The organism is Streptomyces changanensis (genome assembly GCF_024600715.1).
GTDB classification, from domain to species: Bacteria; Actinomycetota; Actinomycetes; order Streptomycetales; family Streptomycetaceae; genus Streptomyces; species Streptomyces changanensis.
In genome coordinates, this window is record NZ_CP102332.1 from 5,334,084 (window position 1) to 5,359,326 (window position 25,243).

Annotated in this window: 19 protein-coding genes; 8 read left to right on the forward strand and 11 right to left on the reverse strand. The window is 72.9% G+C overall.

What is annotated here, in order from left to right:
* Positions 1-72 precede the first annotated feature (72 nt).
* Positions 73-1,701 (forward strand): flavin-containing monooxygenase, encoded by a 1,629-nt coding sequence (locus tag NRO40_RS23360; RefSeq protein WP_257375495.1) that lies wholly within the window; start codon positions 73-75, stop codon positions 1,699-1,701.
* A 180-nt stretch (positions 1,702-1,881) separates the two neighbouring features.
* On the opposite strand, the gene NRO40_RS23365 is transcribed toward NRO40_RS23360, so the two are convergent.
* The 5 genes from NRO40_RS23365 to NRO40_RS23385 form a co-directional block, all read right to left on the reverse strand.
* Positions 1,882-2,673: an ABC transporter permease gene (locus NRO40_RS23365; protein WP_058941415.1), complete on the reverse strand. Its 792-nt coding sequence runs from the start codon at positions 2,671-2,673 to the stop codon at positions 1,882-1,884.
* Positions 2,670-3,698: an ATP-binding cassette domain-containing protein gene (locus tag NRO40_RS23370; protein ID WP_058941414.1), complete on the reverse strand. Its 1,029-nt coding sequence runs from the start codon at positions 3,696-3,698 to the stop codon at positions 2,670-2,672. The genes NRO40_RS23365 and NRO40_RS23370 overlap by 4 nt, the downstream gene beginning before the upstream one ends.
* 115 nt (positions 3,699-3,813) lie before the next feature.
* On the reverse strand, positions 3,814-4,656 hold the full coding sequence (locus tag NRO40_RS23375; RefSeq protein ID WP_058941413.1) for a DUF4097 family beta strand repeat-containing protein: 843 nt from the start codon (positions 4,654-4,656) through the stop codon (positions 3,814-3,816).
* Between the two features lie 80 nt (positions 4,657-4,736).
* Positions 4,737-5,255: a toxin-antitoxin system HicB family antitoxin gene (locus NRO40_RS23380; protein ID WP_058941412.1), complete on the reverse strand. Its 519-nt coding sequence runs from the start codon at positions 5,253-5,255 to the stop codon at positions 4,737-4,739.
* Between the two features lie 383 nt (positions 5,256-5,638).
* Positions 5,639-7,474 carry an alpha/beta fold hydrolase gene (locus NRO40_RS23385; RefSeq protein ID WP_058941411.1) on the reverse strand — a complete coding sequence of 612 codons (1,836 nt, stop codon included), beginning with the start codon at positions 7,472-7,474 and terminating at the stop codon, positions 5,639-5,641.
* 428 nt (positions 7,475-7,902) lie between these two features.
* Between NRO40_RS23385 and NRO40_RS23390 the strand changes: the two genes are divergently transcribed.
* Together NRO40_RS23390 and NRO40_RS23395 are read left to right on the forward strand one after the other, a co-directional pair.
* Positions 7,903-8,472 carry a PadR family transcriptional regulator gene (locus tag NRO40_RS23390; protein WP_058941410.1) on the forward strand — a complete coding sequence of 190 codons (570 nt, stop codon included), beginning with the start codon at positions 7,903-7,905 and terminating at the stop codon, positions 8,470-8,472.
* Positions 8,459-9,277, forward strand: a complete 819-nt coding sequence (locus NRO40_RS23395) for an SGNH/GDSL hydrolase family protein (protein WP_058941409.1) — start codon at positions 8,459-8,461, stop codon at positions 9,275-9,277. The genes NRO40_RS23390 and NRO40_RS23395 overlap by 14 nt, the downstream gene beginning before the upstream one ends.
* A 320-nt stretch (positions 9,278-9,597) precedes the next feature.
* Here NRO40_RS23395 and NRO40_RS23400 read toward each other — a convergent pair whose 3' ends face one another.
* Together NRO40_RS23400 and NRO40_RS23405 are read right to left on the reverse strand one after the other, a co-directional pair.
* Entirely contained in the window at positions 9,598-9,798 is a 201-nt protein-coding gene (locus NRO40_RS23400; protein ID WP_058941408.1) for a cold-shock protein, read from the reverse strand.
* Positions 9,799-10,069: 271 nt separating this feature from the next.
* Complete coding sequence (locus NRO40_RS23405) at positions 10,070-11,599, reverse strand: helix-turn-helix domain-containing protein (protein WP_058941407.1); 1,530 nt, start codon at positions 11,597-11,599, stop codon at positions 10,070-10,072.
* Positions 11,600-12,003: 404 nt separating this feature from the next.
* Between NRO40_RS23405 and NRO40_RS23410 the strand changes: the two genes are divergently transcribed.
* The 4 genes from NRO40_RS23410 to NRO40_RS23425 all read left to right on the forward strand — a co-directional run bounded on the left by NRO40_RS23410 (position 12,004) and on the right by NRO40_RS23425 (position 18,084).
* Entirely contained in the window at positions 12,004-14,436 is a 2,433-nt protein-coding gene (locus NRO40_RS23410) for an MMPL family transporter (RefSeq protein WP_079046932.1), read from the forward strand.
* A 251-nt stretch (positions 14,437-14,687) separates the two neighbouring features.
* A complete protein-coding gene (locus NRO40_RS23415; RefSeq protein ID WP_079046931.1) occupies positions 14,688-15,050 on the forward strand; it encodes a YciI family protein in 363 nt (120 codons plus the stop codon).
* A gap of 16 nt (positions 15,051-15,066) precedes the next feature.
* A complete protein-coding gene (locus NRO40_RS23420; protein WP_058941405.1) occupies positions 15,067-16,308 on the forward strand; it encodes an RNA polymerase sigma factor in 1,242 nt (413 codons plus the stop codon).
* Positions 16,309-16,497: 189 nt separating this feature from the next.
* On the forward strand, positions 16,498-18,084 hold the full coding sequence (locus tag NRO40_RS23425; protein ID WP_058941404.1) for a hypothetical protein: 1,587 nt from the start codon (positions 16,498-16,500) through the stop codon (positions 18,082-18,084).
* Positions 18,085-18,708: 624 nt separating this feature from the next.
* Here NRO40_RS23425 and NRO40_RS23430 read toward each other — a convergent pair.
* From NRO40_RS23430 to NRO40_RS23440, 3 genes are all read right to left on the reverse strand, one after another.
* Positions 18,709-19,797, reverse strand: coding sequence for a polyprenyl synthetase family protein (locus NRO40_RS23430; protein ID WP_058941403.1), 1,089 nt, complete (start codon positions 19,795-19,797; stop codon positions 18,709-18,711).
* Between the two features lie 7 nt (positions 19,798-19,804).
* Positions 19,805-20,743, reverse strand: coding sequence for a UbiA prenyltransferase family protein (locus NRO40_RS23435; RefSeq protein ID WP_058941402.1), 939 nt, complete (start codon positions 20,741-20,743; stop codon positions 19,805-19,807).
* 133 nt (positions 20,744-20,876) lie between these two features.
* Positions 20,877-21,206, reverse strand: a complete 330-nt coding sequence (locus NRO40_RS23440) for a putative quinol monooxygenase (protein ID WP_058941401.1) — start codon at positions 21,204-21,206, stop codon at positions 20,877-20,879.
* 469 nt (positions 21,207-21,675) lie between these two features.
* Here NRO40_RS23440 and NRO40_RS23445 point away from each other — a divergent pair, with 469 nt between their 5' ends.
* Positions 21,676-24,516 carry an aconitate hydratase gene (locus tag NRO40_RS23445; RefSeq protein ID WP_058941400.1) on the forward strand — a complete coding sequence of 947 codons (2,841 nt, stop codon included), beginning with the start codon at positions 21,676-21,678 and terminating at the stop codon, positions 24,514-24,516.
* A gap of 99 nt (positions 24,517-24,615) precedes the next feature.
* Here NRO40_RS23445 and NRO40_RS23450 read toward each other — a convergent pair whose 3' ends face one another.
* Positions 24,616-25,230 carry a DUF4291 domain-containing protein gene (locus NRO40_RS23450; RefSeq protein WP_058941399.1) on the reverse strand — a complete coding sequence of 205 codons (615 nt, stop codon included), beginning with the start codon at positions 25,228-25,230 and terminating at the stop codon, positions 24,616-24,618.
* Positions 25,231-25,243: the final 13 nt, after the last annotated feature.

The following is a 25,243-nucleotide window of genomic DNA, read 5'->3' on the forward strand; positions in this document are numbered from 1 at the left end:
GAGCGGTCCGCGGACGGACGGCCCGCGCACGAACAGCCCGTACGGGCGTGACACACACATGGAGGCTGACGCATGACCGACAACACCGGGACGGACTTCGACGCGATCGTCGTGGGGGCCGGATTCGCGGGCATCTACATGACCCACAAGCTGCGCGACGAACTGGGCCTGCGGGTCCGCACGTTCGAGAAGGGCAGCGGCGTCGGAGGCACCTGGCACTGGAACCGCTACCCGGGGGCGATGGCGGACGTCGAGGCGTTCGTCTACCGGTACTCCTTCGACAAGGAGATGCTCCAGGAGTGGGACTGGAAGACCCGCTACATCCCCCAGGCGGAGATCCTCGCCTACCTGGAGGCCGTGGTGGAGCGCCACGACCTCGCCCGGGACATCCAGCTGGAGACCGGCGTCACCTCCGCCGTCTACGACGAGGACCGCGACGTGTGGGCCGTCACCACGACGGACGGCGGCAGCCACACGGCGCGCTACCTGGTCACCGCCCTGGGCCCCCTGTCGAAGACGAACCTCCCGGACATACCCGGGCGGGACACCTTCGAGGGCGTCATGGTGCACACCGGGGCGTGGCCCGAGGACCTGACCATCGACGGCAAGCGGGTCGGCGTCGTCGGCACGGGCTCGACCGGCACCCAGTTCGTCTGCGCCGCGGCGCGCACCGCCGAGCACCTGACGGTGTTCCAGCGCACCCCGCAGTACGTCGTCCCCTCCGGCAACGGGCCGGTGACGGAGGAGTACGTGGCCGGCGTCAAGGCCGACTACGACCGGATCTGGGACCAGGTCCGCAACTCCCGGGTGGGCTGCGGCTTCGAGGAGAGCCAGACGCCCGCCATGAGCGTCTCCGAGGAGGAGCGCCGCCGCGTCTTCGAGGAGGGCTGGCGCGTCGGCAACGGCTTCCGCTTCATGTTCGGCACCTTCGGCGACATCGCGGTCGACCCGGCCGCGAACGAGGCGGCGGCCGCGTTCATCCGCTCGAAGATCAAGGAGATCGTGAAGGACCCGGAGACGGCGCGGAAGCTGACGCCGACCGACTACTACGCCCGGCGGCCCATCTGCAACGAGGGTTACTACGAGGCGTTCAACCGGGACAACGTCACCCTGGTCAGCGTCCGCGAGAACCCGATCAGGGAGATCACCCCGAAGGGCGTGGTGACCGAGGACGGCGTCGAGCACGAGCTGGACGTCCTCGTCTTCGCGACGGGCTTCGAGGCCATGGACGGCGGCTACCAGGTCATCGACATCCGCGGCCGGGGCGGAGAACCGATCCAGCGCCACTGGGCCGAGGGCCCCAGCAGCTACCTGGGCGTCGCGGTCTCCGGCTTCCCGAACATGTTCATGGTGTACGGCCCGAACAGCGCCTTCAGCAACCTCCCGCCCGGCATCGAGACCCACGTCGAGTGGATCGCGGAGCTGATCGGGCTCGTCGAGAACGGCGACGCCACCGCGATCGAGGCGACCGCGGAGGCCGAGGCGGGCTGGACGGCCACCTGCGAGGAGACGGCCGCGTACTCCCTCTTCTCCCGGGTCGACTCGTGGATCTTCGGGACGAACATCCCCGGCAAGAAGAGGTCGGTCATGTTCTTCTTCGGCGGCCTGGCGGAGTACCGCCGCCGCCTGCGCGAGATAGCCGCCGCGGACTACGACGGCTTCACCCTCCACAGCCCCCACACCCTCCCGGTCCCCGCCTGACCCCGCCCCACCGCCCGTCCCCGTCCCCGTCCCCGCCCCCGCCCGCGGCGATGCGGGACGGGGACGGGCGGCGTACCGCCGTGCGCGTCGAGGGGAACGCCGACCGGGCGGCGTACGCCGACGTGGTGTCGGAGTGCGCCGCCCGGGGGTGGGACGAGCCGAGGGCCGGTGTCCCGCCCGCTACTTCGGGTCGCGGGCGAAGAGGGACGTGGACCAGGCGTAGCCGAGTGCGGCCAGGCCCAGGCACCAGGCGACGGCCAGCCAGCCGTTGTGGCCGATCCCGCTGCCCAGGAGCAGCCCGCGCAGGGTCTCGATGGCCGGGGTGAACGGCTGGTACTGGGCGATCGGCTGGAACCAGCCGGGCATCGCGTCGACCGGGACGAAGGCGCTGGAGACGAACGGCAGGAAGATCAGCGGCATGGCGTTGTTGCCGGCGGCCTCGGCGTTCGGGCTGGACAGGCCCATACCGACCGCGATCCAGGTGAGCGCCAGGGCGAACAGCGTGAGCAGTCCGAACGCCGCGATCCACTCGCCTGCGGTGGCGTTCGTGGCCCGGAACCCGATGGCCACCGCGACGGCCCCGACGAGGGCCACGCTCAGCACGCACTGCAGGACGCTGCCGACGACGTGCCCGACGAGCACCGACCCGCGGTGGATCGCCATCGTGCGGAAGCGGGCGATGATGCCCTCGGTCATGTCGGTGGCGACGGACACCGCGCTGCCGATCGTGGTGCCGCCGATGGTCAGCAGCAGGATGCCCGGGACGAGGTACGCGACGTACCGTGAGCGGTCCGCCCCGCCGGCTCCCATGCCGGCGCTCATCACGTCGCCGAAGACGTAGACGAAGAGCAGCAGCATGACGACCGGCGTGAGCAGCAGGTTCAGCGTCAGCGACGGGTAGCGCCGCGCGTGCAGCAGGTTCCGCCGCAGCATCGTGGAGGAGTCGCGCAGGGCGAGGGAGAGGGAACTCATCGGACGTCCTTGCGGGGCTGGTGGGGAACGGTGGAGCCGGTCAGGGCGAAGAACACGTCGTCGAGGTCGGGCGTGTGCACGGTCAGCTCGTCCGCCTCGATGCCGGCCGAGTCGAGCCAGTCGAGCAGGGAGCGCAGCTCGCGCTGGCTGCCGTCGCTGGGGATCTGCAGCGCCAACGCCTCGTCGTCGACGGCGGCGCCCGGAGCGGAACCGGGGGCCCGTGCGGTCGTGGCCTCGCGCAGCGTGACGGCGGCGTGCCGGTACGCGGACGGGTCGGTGAAGCGGAGCCGTACGTGCCCGCCCGGGATGAGCCGCTTCAGCTCGTCGGCGCTCCCCTCGGCGGCGATCCTGCCGTCGTTCAGCACCGCGATGCGGTCGGCGAGTTCGTCGGCCTCCTCCAGGTACTGGGTGGTGAGGAAGACGGTGACGCCGTCGGAGACGAGTTCGCGGATGATCCGCCACATGTTGTGGCGGCTGCGCGGGTCGAGGCCGGTGGTCGGTTCGTCGAGGAAGATGATCCGCGGTCCGCCGACGAGGGTCATGGCGATGTCGAGGCGGCGCCTCATGCCGCCGGAGTAGCTCTGGGCGGGCTTCCTCGCGGCGTCGACGAGGTCGAACCGCTCCAGCAGCTCGGCGGTGACCCGCCGCCCCTCGCGCTTGGACAGGTGGTGCAGGTCCGCCATCAGGAGCATGTTCTCCTCCCCGGTGATCAGTCCGTCGACGGCGGAGAACTGCCCGGTGACGCCGATCGCGGCCCGCACGCCGTCCGGTGACGTGGCGACGTCGTGGCCCGCGACCTGGGCCTGACCGCCGTCGGCGGCGATGAGCGTGGAGAGGATCTTCACGGCGGTGGTCTTGCCGGCACCGTTCGGCCCGAGCAGCGCGAACACGGAACCGGCCGGGATGTGCAGGTCGATGCCGTCGAGGACGGTCTTGTCGCCGTACGACTTGCGCAGGCCGACGGCGCGGACCGCGGGCCCGGTGGTCGGCGAGGGGCGACCGCCCGGTCGGCTTGAGGTGGGCATGACAGAAGAAGGCATGGGCCCTCCCGTTCGGAAGGTGGAAGTGGCGTGGAAGGTGGTGCGGGAAAGTGGTGCGGGGAGCCGCCCCGGGGCGTGCGCGGAGGGCGGTTCGTCCGGGTCAGGGCTTGGCGCGGCGGACGTCGACGTTGCCGTACCGGGTGCGGGCGCGGACCTTGACGGTGTCCTCGCTCTCCTCCGGGGTCTCGGACGCGGTGAGCGTGTTGCGCACCTGCCCGGAGCCCGAGCGGACGTCGAGCCAGGCGGCCGTGCCCGCGCGCACGCCCACCTCGATGGAGCCGTAGGAGGTCTCCAGCTGGACCGTCCCGCGCGCCACTTCGTCCACGCGCAGGGTGCCGTGGGCGGTGGTGGCGGTGACCGAGTCCTCGGCGCGCCGGATCTCGATGTCGCCGTTGGCGCCGCTCACCCGCAGTTCGCCGGTCGCGGCGCCGACGGTCGTGGTGCCGTGCGAGTTCTTCAGGACGGCGGGACCGTCGACGAGGCCGACGCGCAGGCTGCCGGAGCTGGTGGTGATCTCGGCCGCCCCCTCGACCCGGTCCACGGTGATCGATCCGTGCGACGCGGTCAGCCGCAGCGGGCCGGTCGCGTCGAAGCGGACATCGCCGGAGGACGTCTTCACGTGGACCTCGCCGAGCCGGCCCTCGCCCAGCACCTGGGTCCAGGCGCCGGTCACGTCGAGGTGCGAGCCCTCGGGCAGCTCGACCGCCACGTCGACGGTGCCGGTGCGGCCGAACAGGCCGGACTTGGGCGTCCTGACGGTCAGTGCGCCGTTCGCGTACGTCACCTCGGTCTGGTCGGCCGCCCGTACGTCCGGCTCCCGCTTCGGGTCGCGGGGCCGTACCTCGACGACGGTGTCGAGACGGTCGCCCGCGGTGAACACGAGGGAACCGGCCTCGACGTGCGCCGTGGCCGTGATCGCTTCGGGGGTGTCGAAAGAAGGCATGGCTGTCCCGTCCTCCTGGGTCTTCGGAAACGTCCCTGCGGGTGGGACGTGTGTGAGTGAAGTGGTGCGGGAGGGTGCGGTCAGCGCACCCAGCCCGTGAAGCTCTGTCCGAGGGTCTGGGCCCTCTGCGTCGTACGCGGCCCGGTGCCGGCGTCGACCGCGGCCGACACGGCGCGCACCAGCCACGCGTTGAGGGACAGGCCCTCGCGTGTCGCGGCCTCCTCGGCGCGTGCCTTGAGGTGGGCCGGCAGCCGCAGGTTGACCCGGGCGGTACCGCCCTCGTCGCCGTCGGCCGGGGCCGCGCCGGTGGGCGGTTCGACGGAGGTCGCCGGTTCCGCGGGCGCGCCACCGTCGCTGGGCGGCGGCGTCACCACGAAGTCGGGGTCGAGACCGCGCAGCCGTACGTCGACCGAGCCGGGGGCGAGCTCACGGGTGATCTCGTCCATCGCGGCGGAGAGCACGTTCAGCAGGGTCAGCCGGGTCGCCGACTCCAGGGGCGCGGTGAGCCGCTCCGCCAGCGCGCGGGCTTCGTCCCCGCCGGCTTCGGCGGCCACCGCGAGCTCACGGCGGAGGGTGTCGACATACGGGGTGAGGTCCATAACGCCATCATGGCATCACTATGGCGCCATGCGCAAGGCGTGGTGGCGCGCCGCGCGGCCGTCGGGCGGCCGCATGCCCGCTGATCAGGGGAAACGAGGTGGCTCCCTGCTGGCCAATGGTGGCACCACGCATGCGACGACGTCTCCAGGCTGGCTGGTTGGCGCCGGATGGCACTGCGGTGGCGTCACGTGGCGCCATACGGCGTCAGGTGGCGCCCCTGTGGCGCCGGGTGCCCCGACGTGAAGGAGGAGGCGGGCATCACCCGCCTCCTTCTTCTTCTCCTTCTTCGGCCTTCCGTGTCATCCGCCGCCCGCCCGACCCCCGCCCCGCGGAGGCGGAGCCTCCCGGCGAGGCGGGGGCGGCGCGGCGCCCTGCGGTGTGATCAGCCCAGGGGCAGGGTCAGGACCGCCGGGCTGCCGTCGGGCGAGCTGATCGTCGTGGTGCTGCCGTCGACGCTCGCGTCCGAGTAGAGCGGGTCCTTGCTGGTGACGACCAGCATCAGCCGGTGGTCCCCGGGCAGGTCGTAACCGGCGGCCTGCAGTCGCCAGGTGGCATTGAGGTCCTGGCCGGGGACCAGGTCGGTGAGGGTGAGCGGCTCGTGGGTGATGATGCGGGCGGTGTCGTCGGGGTGGACGTCGAACAGGTAGGCCACCAGGGTCGTGGCGGGGGCCGTGCTGCGGACGGTGAGGGTCAGTTCGGGGATGCCCCGGATCCGGCGCGCCGCGCCGCCCCGGCCGTCCGCCGCGAGGGGACCGCTGGTCCAGACGGCGAGGTTCTGGCGGTCGAACTTGTCCGTGACGTACGTCTTCGGGGTGCCGTTCCACTCGGCCTGGCCGGTCGTCATGAGGGCGTCCACCGCGACGGCCTCCGTCGGCTGCCCGGCGGTGAACTCCCGCTCCCAGCCCGTCTCGGCCTCACCGGCCAGACCACCGTCACGATCCTCCGTGGCGGCGGCCGTGAGGTACCACCGTTCGGTGGAGGCGGTGACGGCGCCCCAGGACGGCCTGGACTCACGGGCGGCCGGGGTGACGATCTCGTTCTTCCCGGACTGCGGATCCGTCCGCGTCTCGTACGTGAACATGATCTGGCTGCTCACCGCGGACCAGGTGGGCACGTCGTTGTCGATGTCGCGCACGTGGTGGTCCAGCCAGGCGAGCGCCTCCTCGACCGGTGCGTTCGGCGCGCTGGACGGGATGGTCAGGCCGGCGCCCTCGGGTGCGGCGTGGTCGCCGATCCACAGGTTCAGCCGCTTGGGCACGGTCAGGGCGTCGAAGTGCTCGACGACCTGGTTGACCGGGAACAGCGTCTCGTGCCAGGTGTTGGAGAGGAACGTGGGGATGTCGCGGGTGTTGGTCGTTCCGACGTACGAGGCCGGTGACCGCTCCTTCCCCCACCGCACCACCGCGTCGAGGTTCCGGCCCGCCTGGAAATCGTCCAGGATCTGCCGGGTGTCCGCGTCGAACTTCCGCTCCACCGGGCCGCCGGTGAAGTTGATCAGCGCGGCGACGGCCGCCAGGTGCCGGGTGTCGCCGTGGTGGAGGCTGGTGGCCAGGTCGCCCCAGGTGCTCAGGGCCACGACCGCGTCCACGCGCCCGTCCGGGTCCTTCGCGGCGACCAGCTGGCTGATCCCCGAACCGTACGACTCGCCCATGAAGGCGATCCGGTGGGGGGCGAGGTGCTGTCGGGCGTAGTCGATGACGGTCGAGCCGTCGGCCCAGTCCGCCGGTCCGGCCACGTCGATGGTGCCCCCGGAGGTGAACGGGCCGTCGACGTATCCCCGGCCCGGCACGGCCATGGTCAGGCCGAGTCCCCGGGGGGTGTAGGCCAGCACGTGGTAGCCGCGCAGCGCCAACTGGAGGTAGGTGTACACGAACAGGCCCCAGCCGAACGGCGTCCAGCCCGAGGGGACGATCACCACGGGACGGGGCTCGTCGGTCCTGAGCCGGATCATGCACGCCGACAGCCGTACGCCGTCCCGGGCGGTGATGTGCGGGAAGGAGAAGGTCGCGGCCTGCCGTGCCCGCTCCGTCAGCTCCCGGAGGTCCGGCGGCAGCGCCGGCTGCTCGGCCGTGCCGTCCAGGGTGGCGATCAGCGCCTCGGCGAGGTGGGCGGCGGCCGGGTCGATCGATGTGGGCGAGGTGTAGATGCCGTGCTGGGCGATCCGGCTCAGCTGCGCTGCCGTGAAGGTGCTGACCCCGTCGTCGTGCGGGTTGCTCACGAAGCCCGTCCTCTCGCTGTCGCCGACCGGACCTGCGGCGCGGTCGGCATGTGCGGTATGCCGGAAACCCGGCGATTCCTGGATCCTCCCTGCCGCCGGGGCGAGGGCACAGGGCGCTCGGAAGCGCGGCCGCCCTTCCACGCGATCCGAGCGCCCCCGAGCCCCCCGCGCGTCTCCGTCCGGGCGGAGGGCGCGGGTCGTCGCTCCACCCCGCTCGGCGAGCCGGTCCCGGACGCCGCGTCCGAGGGCCAGGACCAGGGCGAGGACGCGGACCCGGACTCGGACCAGGGCCAGGACCCGGACTCGGACCAGGGCCAGGACCCGGACCAGGACGCGGACCCGGACTCGGACCCTGGTACTCCAGAAGGTGATTACTCATTTCCTTGAGTATGATCCGGCGAAGGGGCGAAGAAAGGGAGGTGCCTCCGATGGCCTTGCGACATGCCGTGCTGGCGGCGCTGCTGGACGGCGAGTACAGCGGGTACCAGCTGGCGAAGGCGTTCGACGTCGGCGTCGCCAACTTCTGGCACGCACTGCCCCAGCAGCTGTACGCCGAGCTGACCAAGCTGGAGAAGGAAGGGCTGGTCGCGGGTCGGGAGGTGGTCCAGGAGACCCGGCCCAACAAGCGGCTGTTCCACGTCACCGACGCGGGCCGCGCCACGCTGGAGGAGTTCGCCGCGGCCGCGTCGAAGCCCTCGTTCATCCGCGACGACCTGCTCGTCAAGGTCCAGGTCGCCGACCGCATCGGTACCGCGTCGGTGATCGAGCAGCTCGAAGAGCGAGCCTCCGTGGCCGAGGGGAAGATCGAGCTCCTCGACAAGCTGCTGCGGCACATGCGCGGCGACGCGGACGAAGAGGAGTTCCTGCGCCGGGGCGAGCGGATCGGGCCGTACCTGACCTGCCTGCGCGGCCTCGCCTTCGAGCAGGGCCACCGGGACTGGTGCCTGCGGATCGCCGCTGTCCTGCGGGAAAGGCGGACGACCCGTGCCGAGTGGTGAATACGCGCGCTACGTCGCCCTGGGCGACAGCCAGACCGAGGGGATGGGGGACGGGGACGACACCGTCGGCCTGTGCGGTTTCGCCGACCGGCTCGCCGAACACCTCGCAGCCGTCAACCCCGGTGTCCGATACGCCAATCTGGCCGTCCGAGGACGTACCGCCGGCCAGGTCCGCACGGAACAGCTGGGGCCTGCCCTGGCCCTGCGCCCCGACCTGGCCACCGTCGTCGCCGGGGTCAACGACCTGCTCCGGCCCCGGTTCGACGCCGCGGAGGCGGCCGGGCACCTGGAGGAGATGTTCGCCGCGCTGACGGCTGCCGGGACCCACGTGGTGACACTGACCTTCCCCGACTTCGGGAAGATCGCGCCCCTTGCCCGGCCCATCAGGTCCCGCGTGTTCGACCTCAACACCCGCATCCGTGCCGCGGCCGCCCGTCACGGGGTCACGGTCGCCGAAACGGACCGGCACGCCGTCACCACCGACCCACGACTGTGGACCGCGGACCGACTCCACGCCAGCTCCCTCGGCCACGAACGGATCGCCGCGGCCCTCGCCCAGGCCCTCCGCCTGCCCGGAAGCGACGACGCCTGGACACGCCCCCTCCCGCCGCAGAGGGTCGCCACGGGCTGGCACGCCGCAGGAGCCGAACTGCGCTGGGCGGCCACTTTCCTCGGTCCCTGGCTCGGACGCCGTCTGCGCGGCCGGTCCTCCGGCGACGGCCGTACCGCGAAACGCCCGCGGCTCCTGCCCGTGAGCGCCACCGCCGACTCCTCGGCGGGCACCGGGCGACGGGAAGGTCCGTAGCGACGGCATCGGCCCCCAGGCGCGGCCCCCGGACCCGGGGATCCGTGGTGACGCCGCGCGTCACCACGCGCTGTACGGGGCCGCGTCCCCTGGTTCCGGTCGGCCGGACCCCGGCGATCGTGCCGAGGGCGGGGCCCGCGTCGCCGCGGGCGCGGACGGCAGCCGCGCGGGTGGCCGGGCGGGTGGCCGGGCGGTGTCCATGCCGGGAGGCGAGGGCCTCCCCGCCCGACGGGTGTCACGCCGAATCGACGGGTGCCACGCCGGAAGGGCCGCGACAGGTGTCGCGGCCCTTCGTCACCCCGAGATCGGTCCGGAGGAGTTCAGCCTCGGACGATGTTCTGCGCCTGCGGCCCCTTCGGTCCCTGGCCGACATCGAACGTGACGCGCTCGCCCTCGGTCAGCTCGCGATACCCGTTGCCCTGGATTTCGGAGTAGTGGGCGAAGACGTCCGGGCCGCCTTCCTGCTCGATGAACCCGAAGCCCTTCTCGGAGTTGAACCACTTCACGGTGCCGCTGGCCATACTGCATTCGTCCTTCGCTCATGCACGGAGCAGCCCATGGTCGGACGTGCCCCGGCCCCTGCTGAATCAGGAGCCACAGTGGTTCTACCCCGCTTCGGCCGGATCATCCTACGGACGACACGCCGTTGCCCCGCCACGGTCCGCCGGGCAGCGGTTCCGCCACTCCTCCGCCGGTGAGGGGCCCGGCGGTCACGGCGAGGCCTCCCGTCGGCCGAACCGCCGCCCGACCCGCTTCATCCGAGGTCAGGCGGGGTGCGGCGGCATTCGCGTATCAGATGTCGCGGAAGATCTCGATCTGGGCGCCGACCGAGTTGAGGCGCTCGGCGAGGTCCTCGTAGCCGCGGTTGATGACGTAGACGTTGCGCAGGACGGAGGTGCCCTCGGCGGCCATCATGGCCAGGAGGACCACCACGGCGGGGCGCAGGGCGGGCGGGCACATCATCTCGGCGGCGCGCCAGCGCGTGGGGCCCTCCACCAGGACGCGGTGCGGGTCCAGGAGCTGGAGGCGGCCGCCGAGCCGGTTGAGGTCCGTCAGGTAGATGGCGCGGTTGTCGTAGACCCAGTCGTGGATGAGGGTCTGACCCTGTGCGGAGGCGGCGATGGCCGCGAAGAACGGGACGTTGTCGATGTTCAGTCCCGGGAACGGCATGGGGTGGATCTTGTCGATGGGCGCCTCCAGCTTGGAGGGGCGCACCGTCAGGTCCACGAGCCGGGTGCGGCCGTTGTCCGCGGTGTACTCGGTGGAGCGGTCGTGGTCGAGGCCCATCTCCTCCAGGACCGCGAGCTCGATCTCCAGGAACTCGATGGGGACCCGGCGGATCGTCAGCTCCGACTCCGTCACCACGGCGGCGGCGAGCAGGCTCATCGCCTCGACCGGGTCCTCGGAGGGGGAGTAGTCGACGTCCACGTCGATGTGGGGGACGCCGTGGACGGTGAGGGTCGTGGTGCCGATGCCGTCGACGCGTACGCCCAGGGCCTCCAGGAAGAAGCAGAGGTCCTGGACCATGTAGTTGGAGGACGCGTTGCGGATGACGGTGGTGCCGTCGTGGCGCGCGGCGGCCAGCAGCGCGTTCTCGGTGACGGTGTCGCCGCGTTCGGTCAGGACGATGGGACGGTCGGGGGAGACCGACGGGTCGACCTGGGCGTGGTACAGGCCCTCGGTGGCCGTGATGTCGAGACCGAACCGGCGCAGGGCGATCATGTGCGGCTCGATGGTGCGGGTGCCGAGGTCGCAGCCGCCGGCGTAGGGCAGCTTGAAGGAGTGCACGCGGTGCAGGAGCGGCCCGAGGAACATGATGATCGAGCGGGTGCGGCGGGCCGCGTCCGCGTCGATCGCCTCCATGTTCAGCTCGGCGGGCGGCGCGATCTCCAGGTCGCGGCCGTCGTTGATCCAGCGGGCGCGGACGCCGATGGAGCTGAGGACCTCCAGCAGCCGGTAGACCTCCTCGATCCGTGCGACGCGGCGCAGGACGGTGCGGCCCTTGTTCAGCAGGGAGGCGCACAGCAGGGCCACGCAGGCGTTCTTGCTCGTCTTGACGTCGATGGCGCCGGAGAGGCGGCGGCCACCGACCACCCGGAGGTGCATGGGTCCGGCGTAGCCCAGCGAGACGATCTCGCTGTCGAGTGCCTCGCCGATACGGGCGATCATCTCAAGGCTGATGTTCTGGTTTCCGCGCTCGATGCGGTTGACGGCGCTCTGGCTGGTGGCCAGCGCCTCGGCGAGCTGCGTCTGTGTCCAGCCGCGGTGCTGGCGGGCGTCACGGATGAGCTTGCCGATGCGTACGAGGTAGTCGTCTGCCATAGAGGCAGGCTATCTCAGATATGAGATGGCCTTCTCGTTGGGCTGCGCCATCCGCGTCAGCGGGACGTATCAGCGCATGTCAGGACCTGTGCACCGGGCGCCGGTTGGCTGTCGGCGGCGGATGAGGCCGCGTCACCCCTCCCTGGGTACCCCGCTTCGCCGGCTTCTCTCGGAAAACCCCCGAAGTTGCCCGAATCGGACGGATGGCCTTCGGGGTGGTGCCGAGGGGTGCCGCCGAGGGAGTGGCGCGGAGGGGCCGGTGAGAGGCGGGCGGGCGCGTCACGCGTTCACAAGCGCATCGCGTGCGGCAACGCACCCGTGGTTCACGGACGGCAAGCGACCTAAGTTATGCCGGAACATCACCACAAGCAACATGCCAGGGGAAACCCGGTAGGGATACAGCGATGTTGACCCGACTTGCCCGTCTCGCCATCAATCGGCCGAAATGGGTCCTCGTCGGCGCGCTACTGGTCGTGGTCTTCTGCGGCGTCTTCGGTGCGTCGGTGACGGATCGGCTGAAGGCCGGCGGGTACACCTCGCCGGACTCCGAGTCGGCCCGTGCCGCGAAGCTCGTCAACGAGCACTTCGACGGCGCCCAGCCCAACCTCATCGTCGCCGTGACCACCGGCGCCGGGGCCGACGCGGGTGCCGGGGCGGCCGCGGGCGCGGGCGTCGACAGCGCCGCGGCGCGCCGCGCGGGCGCGCGGATCACGGAGTGGATGGGCGCGCGCGACGACATCGAGGGCGTGCAGTCCTACTGGACCCTCGGGCCGCAGGCCGGTGCCGCGCTGCGCAGCGAGGACGGCGCCAGCGGTCTCGTCATGGCGCGCATCGACGCCAGCGACACCGACCTGCCGAAGATCGCGGAGCGGGTGAAGGCGGACCTCCCGCGGCCGGAGGGGGTCACCGTGCGGGTCGGCGGCTACGGCCCGCTCACCGCCGAGATGGAGAGTCAGGTCACCCGGGACGCCACCATCGGCGAAGCCGTGGCCTTCCCCATCTCCCTCATCGTGCTCGTCGTCGTCTTCGGCAGCCTCGTCGCGGCCGGCCTGCCGCTGCTCATCGGCGCGGTCTCCATCGTGACGACGCTCGCCATCCTGCGCCTGGTCACCACCTTCGCGGACGTGTCCATCTACGCCCTCAACATGACCACCGTGCTCGGGCTCGCCCTCGGCATCGACTACAGCCTCTTCATGGTGAGCCGGTTCCGCGAGGAGCTGCGCAACGGCCTCGACGTCCCCGCCGCGGTCCTGCGCACCGTCCAGACGGCCGGCCGTACCGTCATGTTCTCCGCGGTGACGGTGGCGCTCGCCCTCGCCGCGCTCATCGTCTTCCCGATGTTCTTCCTCAAGTCGTTCGCGTACGTCGGCGTCGCCGTCGTGCTCGCCGCGGCCCTCGCCGCCGTCCTGGTGCTGCCCGCGGCCCTCACCCTGCTCGGCCACCGCGTCGACAGGTACGACGTCCGCGTCCCGCTGCGTCGCTGGTTCGGGATGAAACCGCCGCGGTGGGTCGCGCCGGAGGAGAGCCGCTGGTACCGGATGGTCGTGGCCGTCACGCGCCGCGCCGTGCCCGTCGCCGTCCTCACCACCGTCGGTCTGCTGGTGCTCGGCGCGCCCTTCCTGTCGTCCAAGTGGGGGTACCCCGACGACCGGGTGATCGCCGCGTCCGCCGCCGAGAGCCGCCAGGTCGGCGACCTGCTGCGGGAGGAGTTCGCCCAGGACGCCGCCGCCTCGATGACCGTCGTGCTGCCCGGCTTCGACGGCGGGGCCCGCGAACTCGCCCCGTACGCCACGGCGCTCTCCCGTGTCGACGGCGTGTCGACCGTCGTGAGCGGCGGCGGCACCTTCGCCGACGGGGCGCAGGTCGGCCCCGCCGCGGCCGGGATGGTGAACGACGCGGGCGCCGTCGTCCGCGTCGGCACCGCCGTCGACCCGTACTCCGACGACGGCGAGCGGCTGCTGACCGCCCTGCGCGACGTACGGGGACCGGGCGAGGCGCTCTTCGCCGGCGCCGCGGCCGAGAACCAGGACGTGCTGGACGCCCTCACCGGGCCGCTGCCGTACGCGGCCGCGCTCATCGCGCTCACCATGTTCGTGCTGCTGTTCCTCTTCACCGGCAGCGTGGTGCTGCCCGTGAAGGCGCTGCTGATGAACACGCTGTCGCTCGCCGCCGCGTTCGGCGCGATGGTCTGGGTCTTCCAGGAGGGCCACCTCTCCGGCCTTCTCGGCTTCACGCCGACCGGCTACCTCGTCGCCAACATCCCGGTCCTGATGTTCTGTCTGGCGTTCGGCCTGTCGATGGACTACGAGGTGTTCCTGCTCTCCCGCATCCGCGAGGAGTGGCTCGCCTCCGGCCGCACCACCACCGAGGACAACACGCACGCCGTCGCGATGGGCGTCGCCAGGACCGGTCGCGTCTTCACCGCCGCCGCGCTCCTCATGGCCATCGTCCTGATCGGCATGGGCGTGTCGAAGGTGTCGTTCATGCAGCTCTTCGGGCTGGGGCTCGCCCTGACGGTCCTGGTGGACGCCGTCGTCGTCCGCTGCCTGCTCGCCCCGGCCATGATGCGGCTGATGGGCCGTTTCAACTGGTGGGCGCCGCCCGCGCTGAGCCGGCTGCACGCCCGTATCGGCCTCACGGAGGAGGCGCACCCGGCCCCGCCGGCCGACCGGCACGAGCCCGCCGCGGCCGGCGGCGCGTCCGCCGGAGCCCCGGCGCCCACCGGCGACCCGACCACCGGAGCCGCCCGTACCGACGGGACCGTACGGACCGACGGGACCGCCCGTACCGACGGGACCGCCCGTACCGACGGGACCGTACGGACCGACGGCCGCTGAGCCACCCGGTCGGCCCCGCCGCCCCGCCTCCGCACGGCATGACGTGGCCGTCGTCGCGGGGGCCGGGGCCCGTGGGCGGCCGCGCTCCCACGACACGCCCACCGGTGAAGATCCTGTGATCTCCCGTCCCGCCCCCGCCGCCGGGTGGGAGAAAGGGGCGGCGTCGTCGCGCTTTTCGCCGGCGACCCTCCGCACGCCCGGTGTTGTACCGTGAGCGGGCGGTTGCCGGGGGCAGCGAAGGGCACGGAGCGGTGGCAGAGTACTTGCTGTTGATCTACGAGGACGAGGCGCGGACGAGTGCCCTGGAGCCGGCGGACGACGCCGCGCTCGTCGACGAGTTCCAGCGGTTCATGGCGCGCAACGCCACCCGGGTGCGCGAGGGCAGGCGACTGGCGCCGACCTCCGCGGCCGTGTCCGCCCGGCGGGACGTCGACGGCGGCGTGCGGATCAGCGACGGCGCGTTCGTCGAGTCCAAGGAGGTCGTCGCCGGGTACTTCCTCGTCGAGGCCGCCGACCTGGACGAGGCGCTCGCCGTCGCCGGACAGGTCCCCGTACCGCACGGAGGCGTCGAGGTTCGCCCGATCCGCTCCGTCCGGCCGACACCGGACGCCTGACATCGACGACCCCCCGATGGACGCGACCGTCGCGTCGGTGGTCGCCGACGCCCACCGCCGGCAGTGGGGCTTCGTGCTCGCGGCGACCGTACGGGTCACCCGCGACCTCGACCTGGCCGAGGAGTGCGTGCAGGAGGCGTACGCCCAGGCGCTCACGCAGTGGGCCGGCGGCGGCGTACCGGACCGGCCCGAGGCGTGGCTCACCACCGTCGCCCGGCGCCGCGCCGTGGATGTCGTCCGCCGCCGCGACACCCTGCGCGACAAGCTGCCGCTGCTCGCCGAGGACGACACCGCGCCCCCCGCCGACCAGGACATCGCGGGCCGGGACATCCCAGACGACCGGCTGCGGCTGATCTTCACCTGCTGCCACCCGTCGCTCGACGTCGACACCCGTGTGGGCCTCACCCTGCGGCTGGTGTGCGGTCTGTCCACCGCGGAGACCGCCCGCGCGCTGCTCGTCTCCGAACCGGCGATGGCCGCCCGCATCACCCGCGGCAAGAAGAAGATCAAGGCGGCCCGCATCCCCTACCGGGAGCCCCCGCCCGAGGAGCTGCCCGCGCGCGTGGACGCCGTCCTCGACGTCGTCCACCTCGTCTTCAGCACCGGCTACACCGCCCCGTCCGGCGACCGGCTCCAACGCCGCGACCTGGTCGAACGCGCCGAGCACCTCGCCCGCGTCCTGCACCAGCTGCTGCCCGGCAGGTCCGGGCCGGCCGGGCTGCTGGCGCTCATCCTGCTGACCGACGCCCGGCGGCACACCCGCACGCGCCCCGACGGCTCCCTCGCGCCGCTCTCCGAACAGGACCGCACGCGCTGGGACGCCGCGCAGATCCAGGAGGGGCTACGGCTGGCCGGGACCGCCCTGCGGCACCGGCCGCCCACGCGGTACGCGCTCATGGCCGCCGTCGCCGCCGTCCACGCGCGCGCCCCCGGCTGGGAGGCCACCGACTGGCCCCGCATCGTCGACCTGTACGACACGATGCTGCGGGTGTGGCCGTCGCCCGTCGTGGCGCTCAACCGGGCCATCGCCGTCGGCCAGGCGCGGGGGCCCGCCGCCGGCCTGGCCGCGCTCGACGAGCTGGTCGCCGAACGACAGCTGGCCGGCTACCAGTACCTCGCCGCCGCCCGCGCCGACTTCCTGCGGCGGCTGGGGCGGGCCGGCGAGGCGCGGACGGCCTACCGCGAGGCGCTGCGCGTCACCGAGAACGCCGTCGAGCGCGAGTTCCTGGAGTCGCGCCTGGAAGAACTCGGCGACTGATCGCACCGGATTGTCGATCCGGGCGTCCGCTCGTCCGACGTACGGGTGAGGAGCCTCAGAGGGAGGCCCCAGCCGTATGGGGGAGCGTTGACCAGCTCGGCCGAAGCCGTGGTCCCCGTCAGGACCGAGGCCCGTACGCACACACGCCCGGCAGCAGCACCACCGCCCCGGGAACGGGTCCCGGCGCGCGTGCCGCTGCGTTCCGTCGACGGCGGCCCCACCGCCGCGCCGGCCCCACCGCCCGCCGGCCGGCCGCCCGCCGGGGAGCCGCCCGCCGGGAGGCTGACCGCCGGTGGGCGGCGCACCGGGGAGCCGACCGCCGGACCGGCGGGCCGGGCTGCCGGATCGGCTGCCGCGCCCCGGCGGCCCGCGCGGGAGCCCCGCCCCGCGGAGCCCCGCCCCGCGGAGCCTCGCCCCACGGAGCCCCGTCTCACCCCGCCACCCACCGCGGTATCCCCGACGCGCGAGGCCTCCGCGGCTGTCGCGACGGACGAGCCCGCCGAGCCCGCCGAGCCCGCCGCGCCACCCGCCGGGCGGGCCGTCACGCTCGCCGAGCGCCGGGCACTCACCCACGCGTACGCCACCCGGTACGCCCGCGCCGGCAAGCGGGAGAAGTCACGGATCCTCGACCGGGTGTGCGCCGCCACGGGATGGCACCGCAGCCACGCCCGCCGCGCGCTGCTGGACGCCTCCCGACCCCGGCCGGCCAGGCCCGCGCGGGGAGGGCGGACCCCCTATGACGCGGACGTCGTCGCCGCGCTCACCTTCTGCTGGACGATCCTCGACATGCCCGCGGGCAAGCGGCTCGCGCCGGTACTGCCCGAGCTGGTGCCCGTACTGCGCCGCCACGGTGAGCTGGCCGTCGACGACGAGACCGCGGCGCTCCTGACGGGGATGTCCGCCGCGACGATCGACCGCCGTCTGGCGCCGCTGCGCCGCCGGTCCGACCCGGTCCCGGTCGCACGCATCCGGCCCGGTTCGCTGCTGCGGGACGAACCGCCCCTGCTCACCTTCGCGGAGTGGGACCACTCCAGGCCCGGCTTCCTGGAGGTCGCGGTCGTCCACCACGACGCCGGCGGCGGGCGTGACGGGCACGGGGAGCCGGAGCGGGACGCACACGGGGAGCGGGGCGGCCACCTCCTGACCGTGTCCGCGACCGACATCGCCACCGGCTGGTCCGAGAACCGCACCGTCCGCGCCGTCAACTGGCTGCCGTACGCGCTGGACGAGATCGCCGGTACGCTCCCCTTCCCCGTCCTCGGCATCGAGTCAGGCGCCCACGGTGACGCCCGGACCGGGGAGATGCTGCTGAGATGGTGCGAGCAGCGCGGGGTCACCCTCACCCGCGCCCGCCCCTCCCGGGCCGGTAACCACCACGTCGGGCAGAAGAACTGGAGCACGCTGCACGCCGTCACCGCCGGCCACCGCTACGACACCCGCGCGCAGGCCCTGCTGCTCAACCGGATCTGGGCGACGCTGTCACAGCTGACGAACCACTTCTCCCCGCAGCAGCACTCGGTACGGGTGACCGGCCCGGACGGGCGGCGGCGCAAGGAGTACGACACGGCCACGCCGCTGCGGCGTACCGCGCGCCACCCCGCGGTGAGCGCGGAGGACAAGGCGATCCTCGCCGACACCCACGCCCGCCTCAACCCGGCAGCGCTGCACCGACGGGTCCGGGTGCTGACGGGCCGCCTCCACCTGACGGTGGCGGGCGGCGCGGCAGCGGCCCACTCAGCGGAGCGCCCCGGCAGGGCGCCCGGCGCCGCCTCCTGACGACGACGACGTACGACACGACCCCGCGCCCGGCGCCGCCGCGCCCCGGCACCCCACCCCACCCCCCCCGCACCCCAGGCCCCGCGACGGGCCGGCCGCCGCGCAGGCCGCCCGACCGCGGGGCCCCGGGACACACCGGCGCGCCGGGGCGGACAGGGCCACACGGGGGCGATGGAGGGGCGCCGAGACGCCGGGGCACCGGGAAAGGAGCACCAGACCACCGACGGTTCGATCACCGGCCCCGGGACCACCCGGCCACCGGCCCCTGGGATCACCCGACGGGACCCCGACCCCTGGCCACCGGCCCCCAGACCACCCGACCCCGGGGCCACCCGACAACCGGGACCATCCGGCCCCGGGGCTACCCGACAACCGGGACCATCCGGCCCCGGGGCCATCCGGCCCCGGGATTAAACGGCCCCGGGATTAAACGGCACCGGCACCGGCCCCAGGCCCCCTGACCACCCGGCCCCCAGGACTGACCGGCACCGGCACCGGCCCCCGGACCACCCTGCCCCCAGGGCTGTCCGGCACCGGCCTCAGGCCCGGGGGGGGCCACCCGGCCCCCGGCCACCGGCCCGGCCCCCGGGGCCGCCTGGCCTCCGGTGGGCCGCGACACCCTCCTCACCGGCTCCGCTGCGTCGCGCTGAGGGCCATCGCCGCGAGACGTTCCCGCGCGGGGCGGGTCGCGGCGCTGCGCTCCAGGACGGCGACGGCCCGGTCGCGGCGGCGGGTGATCTCGCGCTCGACGTACGCGACCGCGCCCAGGCCGACGAGGATGGCGCGGACCGAGTCGAGGTCGTCCTCGGAGACGTCCGTGCCGATCCTGCTGCGGAGGAAGCGCGCCGCTGCCGGGTCCCGGTCGTCCGCCCGTCGCAGGGCCGTGGCCAGCAGCACCGTGCGCTTGCCCTCGCGGATGTCGTCCCCCGACGGCTTGCCGGTCACCTCCGGGTCGCCGAAGACGCCCAGCACGTCGTCACGCAGCTGGAAGGCGAGGCCGATGTCGGCGCCGAAGGCCCGGTACGCGGCGACGAGGCCCTGGTCGGCGCCGGCGGCGGCCGCGCCGACGTGCAGGGGCCGCTCCACCGTGTACGAGGCCGTCTTGTACCGGTCCTTGAGCAGCGCGGCGTCGGCGCTCTCGTCGCCGCGGGCCTCGGCCGCCAGGTCGAGGAGCTGCCCGCACAGGACCTCGGTGCGCATCGCGGACCAGACCGGGCCGACGCGGGTCATGGCGTCCGCCGGCAGCCCCGACGTGCGGACCAGGTCGTCGGCCCAGACGAGGGCGAGGTCGCCGACGAGGAGGGCGGCGCCCGTGCCGTACGCGTCGGGGTCGCCCGACCAGCCCCGTTCCCGGTGCCGGTCGGCGAAGGCGACGTGCGCCGAGGGGAAGCCGCGGCGGGTGCGGGACGCGTCGACGATGTCGTCGTGGATCAGCGCCGAGGCGTGCAGCAGCTCCAGCGCCGCGCAGGTCCGCAGCACCGCCGGGGCGGTCGGGCCGTCCGGGTCGCCGCCGGCGCCCAGCCAGCCGGTCCAGGCGAACGTCGGCCGCACCCGCTTGCCGCCGCGCAGCACGTACTCCTCCAGGTCGGCGACCGCCGTGGCGTAGCCCTCGCCGATCGCCGCGGCCCCGGCCCGGCGCTCGGCGAGGAAGGTCCGCAGCGCCGCGTCGACGGCTGCCGTGCCGGCCGTGACCTCGGGGTGGTCGACGGTCATGCGCGGGTCACCGTCCGATCAGGACGGAGGCGGCGAGCACCACCGTCGCCCAGCTGAGCAGGGAGGAGTGGTACGGCCCGAGGAGCGACTTCCCGTGCAGGTCGGCGACGGCCTCGTGGAGCGGCGCCCGGCGCACGTCGCGCACGACGGCGTCGAGGAACCGGATGCTCACCAGCCAGGCGGCGAGGAACGGCAGCAGCCCCCACGAGAAGCCGAACGTCGCCGGCACGGAGACGAGGATCAGCACCCCGCCCGCGACGAGCATCGCCAGCTGCACCCGGAACGCCCGGACCAGCCCCAGGGCGCGCACGTAGGTGCGGATGCCGAAGCGCCCGTCCACGAGGTAGTCCTCGCCGTGGCTGGTGACGAAGAGGGAGGTCAGGGCCAGTGCGAAGCCGAGGACGGCGACGACCGACCCCCACTCCAGCGGATGGCCGAAGGACCACAGCACGAACAGGCCCGGCAGGAACACGCAGCCGTTCTGCAACGCGAGCAGCTGCCACAGCCCGGCGCTCTTGAGGTGCAGCGGCGGCAGGGAGTACTGGAAGCCGATGAGCCCGGCGGCGAGCGCCGGCAGCAGCATCCCCCACTGCTGGGCCCGCACGGTGAGGTAGAGGGCGAGGGCCGCGCAGACGGCCGTCGACACGGCGATGTGCGCCACGACGCGCGGCACGCCCAGCCCGTACACGGCGTCCGACTGCCGCGACTTCAGCTGTCTGTCCTGCTCGCGGTCGGCCAGGGCGTTCGTCATGTTCGCGACCTGGAGGCCGGAGATGACGTAGACCAGGGCGAGCACCGCGTCGAGCGACGCGAATTCCCCCCAGGAACGCGCGCCCAGAAGGGCCGGTGTGAGGACGAGCGGAACATAGACGGGGAGGAATTCGTAGCGCCGGATGACGAGCGCGTACTTCAGGCGCGCGGCCAGCGGGGCACGCTCGCCGGGCACACCCCGGGGATCGGTCAGAATGGCGGCGAATTTCGCACCGAGTGTCGTGGCGGTGCCAGTGCTCGACACGAGTCCGTCCCTTCTCCGGTCGGAGGGAGGTGTGGGGTGCGTCCCGGCGGGCGGCCCCACCCGCTCAGGCGGCGCCGAAGACCGATGCCACCGAGTAGACGCCCGGCGCGGGCTTGCCGAGGGCGGCCGTCTTGCGGCCGTACTCCTGGGCGGCGGGGTCGGCGAGGGTCGCCTGGATGTCCTCCTGGCTGCGCCACTGGGCGAGGTTCACGACCTTCGTGCCGTCCTTGCCGACGAGCACGGTCGCCGAGACGAACCCGGGCCGGTGCCGGAACACCTTCTCGACGCCCTCGTTGAGGAGCGCCACGAGTTCGTCCTGCTTCGAGGCCTCCACCTCGAAGACGTTGATGAGGGTGAGCAGATTGTCTTCCGTGCGAATCACCGTTTCAGTCATGCGCGGAAACTAACAACGCCGGAAAGCCCCGGACAACGCCCGCGTTGACTCACGGCCCATGCGCGCAAAGACCCGGTGCGCGGAATTCCGTTTCGGCGCGCGCCGTGGTGTGCCGCGGCGGGCGTCACGGGTGTGCGGCGGGCTTTCCGCCGGGGGCGCCGCGGCGCGGCGGGGGCCGGTGCGGCCCTGCGGGCTCCGGCGGACGTCGTACCGACCGGCCGCTGGGGGGTGCCGCCGGGCCCGGGCTCGGTCGGCCGGGAGGGGCCCGGGACACCTTCCGGTCGCGCCCGGGCATGACCGGGCAGCGGTGATGTACTAGAGTTATCTCGACATCGAGATATCTGCTGACGACGCACCGCGGTCGCCCGTGAGGGTAAGGGTCACCTAACTGAGCCTTACCTTAGCGGATCGGCGAGAAGCCCTGGCGGCAGGATGCGGTTGAACGCGCACATTGATGAAGGAGACTGTCGTGTCGGCGAACAGCTTCGACGCCCGCAGCACGCTGCGCGTGGGCGACGAGTCGTACGAGATCTTCCGGCTGGACAAGGTGGAGGGCTCCGCCCGCCTGCCGTACAGCCTCAAGGTCCTGCTGGAGAACCTGCTCCGCACCGAGGACGGCGCGAACATCACCGCCGACCACATCCGGGCCCTCGGCGGGTGGGACTCCCAGGCGCAGCCGAGCCAGGAGATCCAGTTCACCCCCGCCCGCGTGATCATGCAGGACTTCACCGGTGTGCCGTGTGTGGTGGACCTCGCCACCATGCGTGAGGCCGTCAAGGAGCTCGGCGGCGACCCGTCGAAGATCAACCCGCTCGCCCCGGCCGAGCTGGTCATCGACCACTCCGTCATCGCCGACAAGTTCGGCACCGCGGAGGCCTTCGGCCAGAACGTCGAGCTGGAGTACGGCCGCAACAAGGAGCGCTACCAGTTCCTGCGCTGGGGCCAGACCGCCTTCGACGAGTTCAAGGTCGTCCCGCCCGGCACCGGCATCGTCCACCAGGTGAACATCGAGCACCTGGCCCGCACCGTCATGGTCCGGGGCGGCCAGGCGTACCCCGACACCCTCGTCGGCACCGACTCCCACACCACCATGGTCAACGGCCTCGGTGTGCTCGGCTGGGGCGTCGGTGGCATCGAGGCCGAGGCCGCCATGCTGGGTCAGCCGGTCTCCATGCTCATCCCGCGCGTCGTCGGCTTCAAGCTGACCGGCGAGCTGCCCACCGGCACCACCGCCACCGACCTGGTGCTCACCATCACCGAGATGCTGCGCAAGCACGGCGTCGTCGGCAAGTTCGTCGAGTTCTACGGTGAGGGCGTCGCCGCCACCTCCCTCGCGAACCGCGCCACCATCGGCAACATGTCGCCCGAGTTCGGCTCCACCGCCGCGATCTTCCCGATCGACGACGAGACGCTGAAGTACCTCAAGCTCACCGGCCGCTCCGAGCAGCAGGTCGCGCTCGTCGAGGCGTACGCCAAGGAGCAGGGCCTGTGGCTGGACCCGGCCGCCGAGCCGGACTTCTCCGAGAAGCTGGAGCTCGACCTCTCCACGGTCGTCCCCTCCATCGCCGGCCCGAAGCGCCCGCAGGACCGCATCGTCCTCGCCGAGGCCGCCGAGCAGTTCAAGCGTGACGTCCTCAACTACGTCGAGGCGGGCGTGACCGGCGGCGACGACCGCAAGCCGGGCGTCCCGCAGCAGGAGCAGCCGCACGGCGTGGCCTCCCCCGTCGACGAGGCGAGCGCCGAGTCGTTCCCGGCCTCCGACGCCCCGGCGTACGGCCACGACGACAACGGCGCCGGCGCCCCGCAGCACGACGAGGCCACGGGCGAGGCGGTCCCGTCCCGCCCGGTCACCGTCACCGCCGCCGACGGCTCGACGTACGAGATCGACCACGGCGCCGTCACCGTCGCCGCGATCACCTCCTGCACCAACACCTCGAACCCGTACGTCATGGTCGCCGCGGCGCTCGTGGCGAAGAAGGCGGTCGAGAAGGGCCTGACCCGCAAGCCGTGGGTCAAGACCACCCTCGCCCCGGGCTCGAAGGTCGTCACCGACTACTTCGACAAGGCGGGCCTCACCCCGTACCTCGACAAGGTCGGCTTCAACCTCGTCGGCTACGGCTGCACCACCTGCATCGGCAACTCCGGCCCGCTGCCGGAGGAGGTCTCCAAGGCGGTCAACGACCACGACCTCGCGGTCACCTCGGTCCTCTCCGGCAACCGGAACTTCGAGGGCCGGATCAACCCCGACGTCAAGATGAACTACCTGGCCTCCCCGCCGCTGGTCGTCGCGTACGCCCTCGCGGGTTCCATGAAGGTGGACATCACCAAGGACGCCCTCGGCACCGACCAGGACGGCAACCCGGTCTTCCTGAAGGACATCTGGCCCTCCGAGGCCGAGGTGAACGACGTCGTCGCCAACGCCATCGGCGAGGACATGTTCAACAAGTCCTACCAGGACGTCTTCGCGGGCGACGCCCAGTGGCAGGCGCTGTCCATCCCGACCGGCGACACCTTCGAGTGGGACCCGCAGTCCACCTACGTGCGCAAGCCCCCGTACTTCGAGGGCATGACCATGGAGACGACGCCGGTCGCCGACATCACCGGCGCCCGCGTCCTCGCCAAGCTGGGCGACTCGGTCACCACCGACCACATCTCCCCGGCCGGCGCCATCAAGGCCGACACCCCGGCCGGCCAGTACCTCACGGAGCACGGCGTCGAGCGCCGCGACTTCAACAGCTACGGCTCGCGCCGCGGCAACCACGAGGTCATGATCCGCGGCACGTTCGCCAACATCCGCCTGCGCAACCAGATCGCGCCGGGCACCGAGGGCGGCTACACCCGCGACTTCACCCGGGCCGACGAAGGTGCTCCGGTGTCGTTCATCTACGACGCCTCCCGCAACTACATCGAGCAGGGCATCCCGCTCGTCGTCCTGGCCGGCAAGGAGTACGGCTCCGGCTCGTCCCGCGACTGGGCCGCCAAGGGCACCGCGCTCCTCGGCGTCAAGGCCGTCATCGCCGAGTCCTACGAGCGCATCCACCGCTCGAACCTCATCGGCATGGGCGTCCTGCCGCTCCAGTTCCCGGAGGGCGCGTCCGCCGAGTCGCTCGGCCTGACCGGCGAGGAGACCTTCTCCATCGCGGGCGTCACCGAGCTGAACGAGGGCACCACGCCCCGCACGGTGAAGGTCACCACCGACACCGGCGTCGAGTTCGACGCGGTCGTCCGCATCGACACCCCCGGCGAGGCGGACTACTACCGCAACGGCGGCATCATGCAGTACGTGCTGCGCAACCTGATCCGCGGCTGAGGCACCACCCCACCCGCGGCCGAGGGCCGCACCCCGTCGCGTACGGGGTGCGGCCCTCCCGCCGTCACGGGGTCCGTGGCGGGGGGAGGGCCGCGGTGCTCACGCGGCAACCGCCGGGCCCGTGCCGACCAGCCGGTCCAGCAGTCCGTCGGGCGTCGGGTACGGCTCCTCCCGGGGCAGCAGCCGCCGTGCGCCGTCGAGGTCGCCCGCGCGGACCAGGGCGTGGACCTCGTGGGCGAGCGGCGTGACGTCGGTGATCGACACCGTCCACTCGTCCGCGTACCGCCGGGCCGCCTCGCCCGCCAGGCCCAGCTGGAGGGACCGGTACGGCAGCGGGCGCAGGTGCAGGTCGCGCTCCGGGTCCCACTGGACGCGGGCGGGGGCGTCGCGCAGCTCCCGCCGCCACGCCTCCGGGGAGGCGTGCAGCCCGGCGCGGTAGTGCGAGAGGCAGGCGTGGCGCAGCGCCCACTCGAAACCGGCCCGGCGGATCTCGACGGCGAGGACGGTCTCCTGGGCCTCCTTGGCCGCCCAGCCGCAGCGGTACATCATCCACAGGAACGACGGCTTGATCCACGTCATCCGGTCCCGCTTCCAGGACGCCGGGAACCGCCCCTCGCGCGCGGCGGGCAGGCCGATGGCGGGGGAGTAGGCCTGGTAGACGGTGACGGTCGTGTCCGTGCGGAGCGCGCGGACGCGCTGGTGCGGTTCTTCCATGGCCCCAGGCTGC

What these genes read in the sequence shown, in the direction of transcription:
- NRO40_RS23360 (WP_257375495.1), top strand. Translation starts at nt 73, where the DNA reads ATGACCGACAACACCGGGACGGACTTCGACGCGATCGTCGTGGGGGCC.
- NRO40_RS23365 (WP_058941415.1), bottom strand. Translation starts at nt 2,673, where the DNA reads ATGAGTTCCCTCTCCCTCGCCCTGCGCGACTCCTCCACGATGCTGCGG.
- NRO40_RS23370 (WP_058941414.1), bottom strand. Translation starts at nt 3,698, where the DNA reads ATGCCCACCTCAAGCCGACCGGGCGGTCGCCCCTCGCCGACCACCGGG.
- NRO40_RS23375 (WP_058941413.1), bottom strand. Translation starts at nt 4,656, where the DNA reads ATGCCTTCTTTCGACACCCCCGAAGCGATCACGGCCACGGCGCACGTC.
- NRO40_RS23380 (WP_058941412.1), bottom strand. Translation starts at nt 5,255, where the DNA reads ATGGACCTCACCCCGTATGTCGACACCCTCCGCCGTGAGCTCGCGGTG.
- NRO40_RS23390 (WP_058941410.1), top strand. Translation starts at nt 7,903, where the DNA reads ATGGCCTTGCGACATGCCGTGCTGGCGGCGCTGCTGGACGGCGAGTAC.
- NRO40_RS23400 (WP_058941408.1), bottom strand. Translation starts at nt 9,798, where the DNA reads ATGGCCAGCGGCACCGTGAAGTGGTTCAACTCCGAGAAGGGCTTCGGG.
- NRO40_RS23405 (WP_058941407.1), bottom strand. Translation starts at nt 11,599, where the DNA reads ATGGCAGACGACTACCTCGTACGCATCGGCAAGCTCATCCGTGACGCC.
- NRO40_RS23410 (WP_079046932.1), top strand. Translation starts at nt 12,004, where the DNA reads ATGTTGACCCGACTTGCCCGTCTCGCCATCAATCGGCCGAAATGGGTC.
- NRO40_RS23420 (WP_058941405.1), top strand. Translation starts at nt 15,067, where the DNA reads ATGGACGCGACCGTCGCGTCGGTGGTCGCCGACGCCCACCGCCGGCAG.
- NRO40_RS23430 (WP_058941403.1), bottom strand. Translation starts at nt 19,797, where the DNA reads ATGACCGTCGACCACCCCGAGGTCACGGCCGGCACGGCAGCCGTCGAC.
- NRO40_RS23440 (WP_058941401.1), bottom strand. Translation starts at nt 21,206, where the DNA reads ATGACTGAAACGGTGATTCGCACGGAAGACAATCTGCTCACCCTCATC.
- NRO40_RS23450 (WP_058941399.1), bottom strand. Translation starts at nt 25,230, where the DNA reads ATGGAAGAACCGCACCAGCGCGTCCGCGCGCTCCGCACGGACACGACC.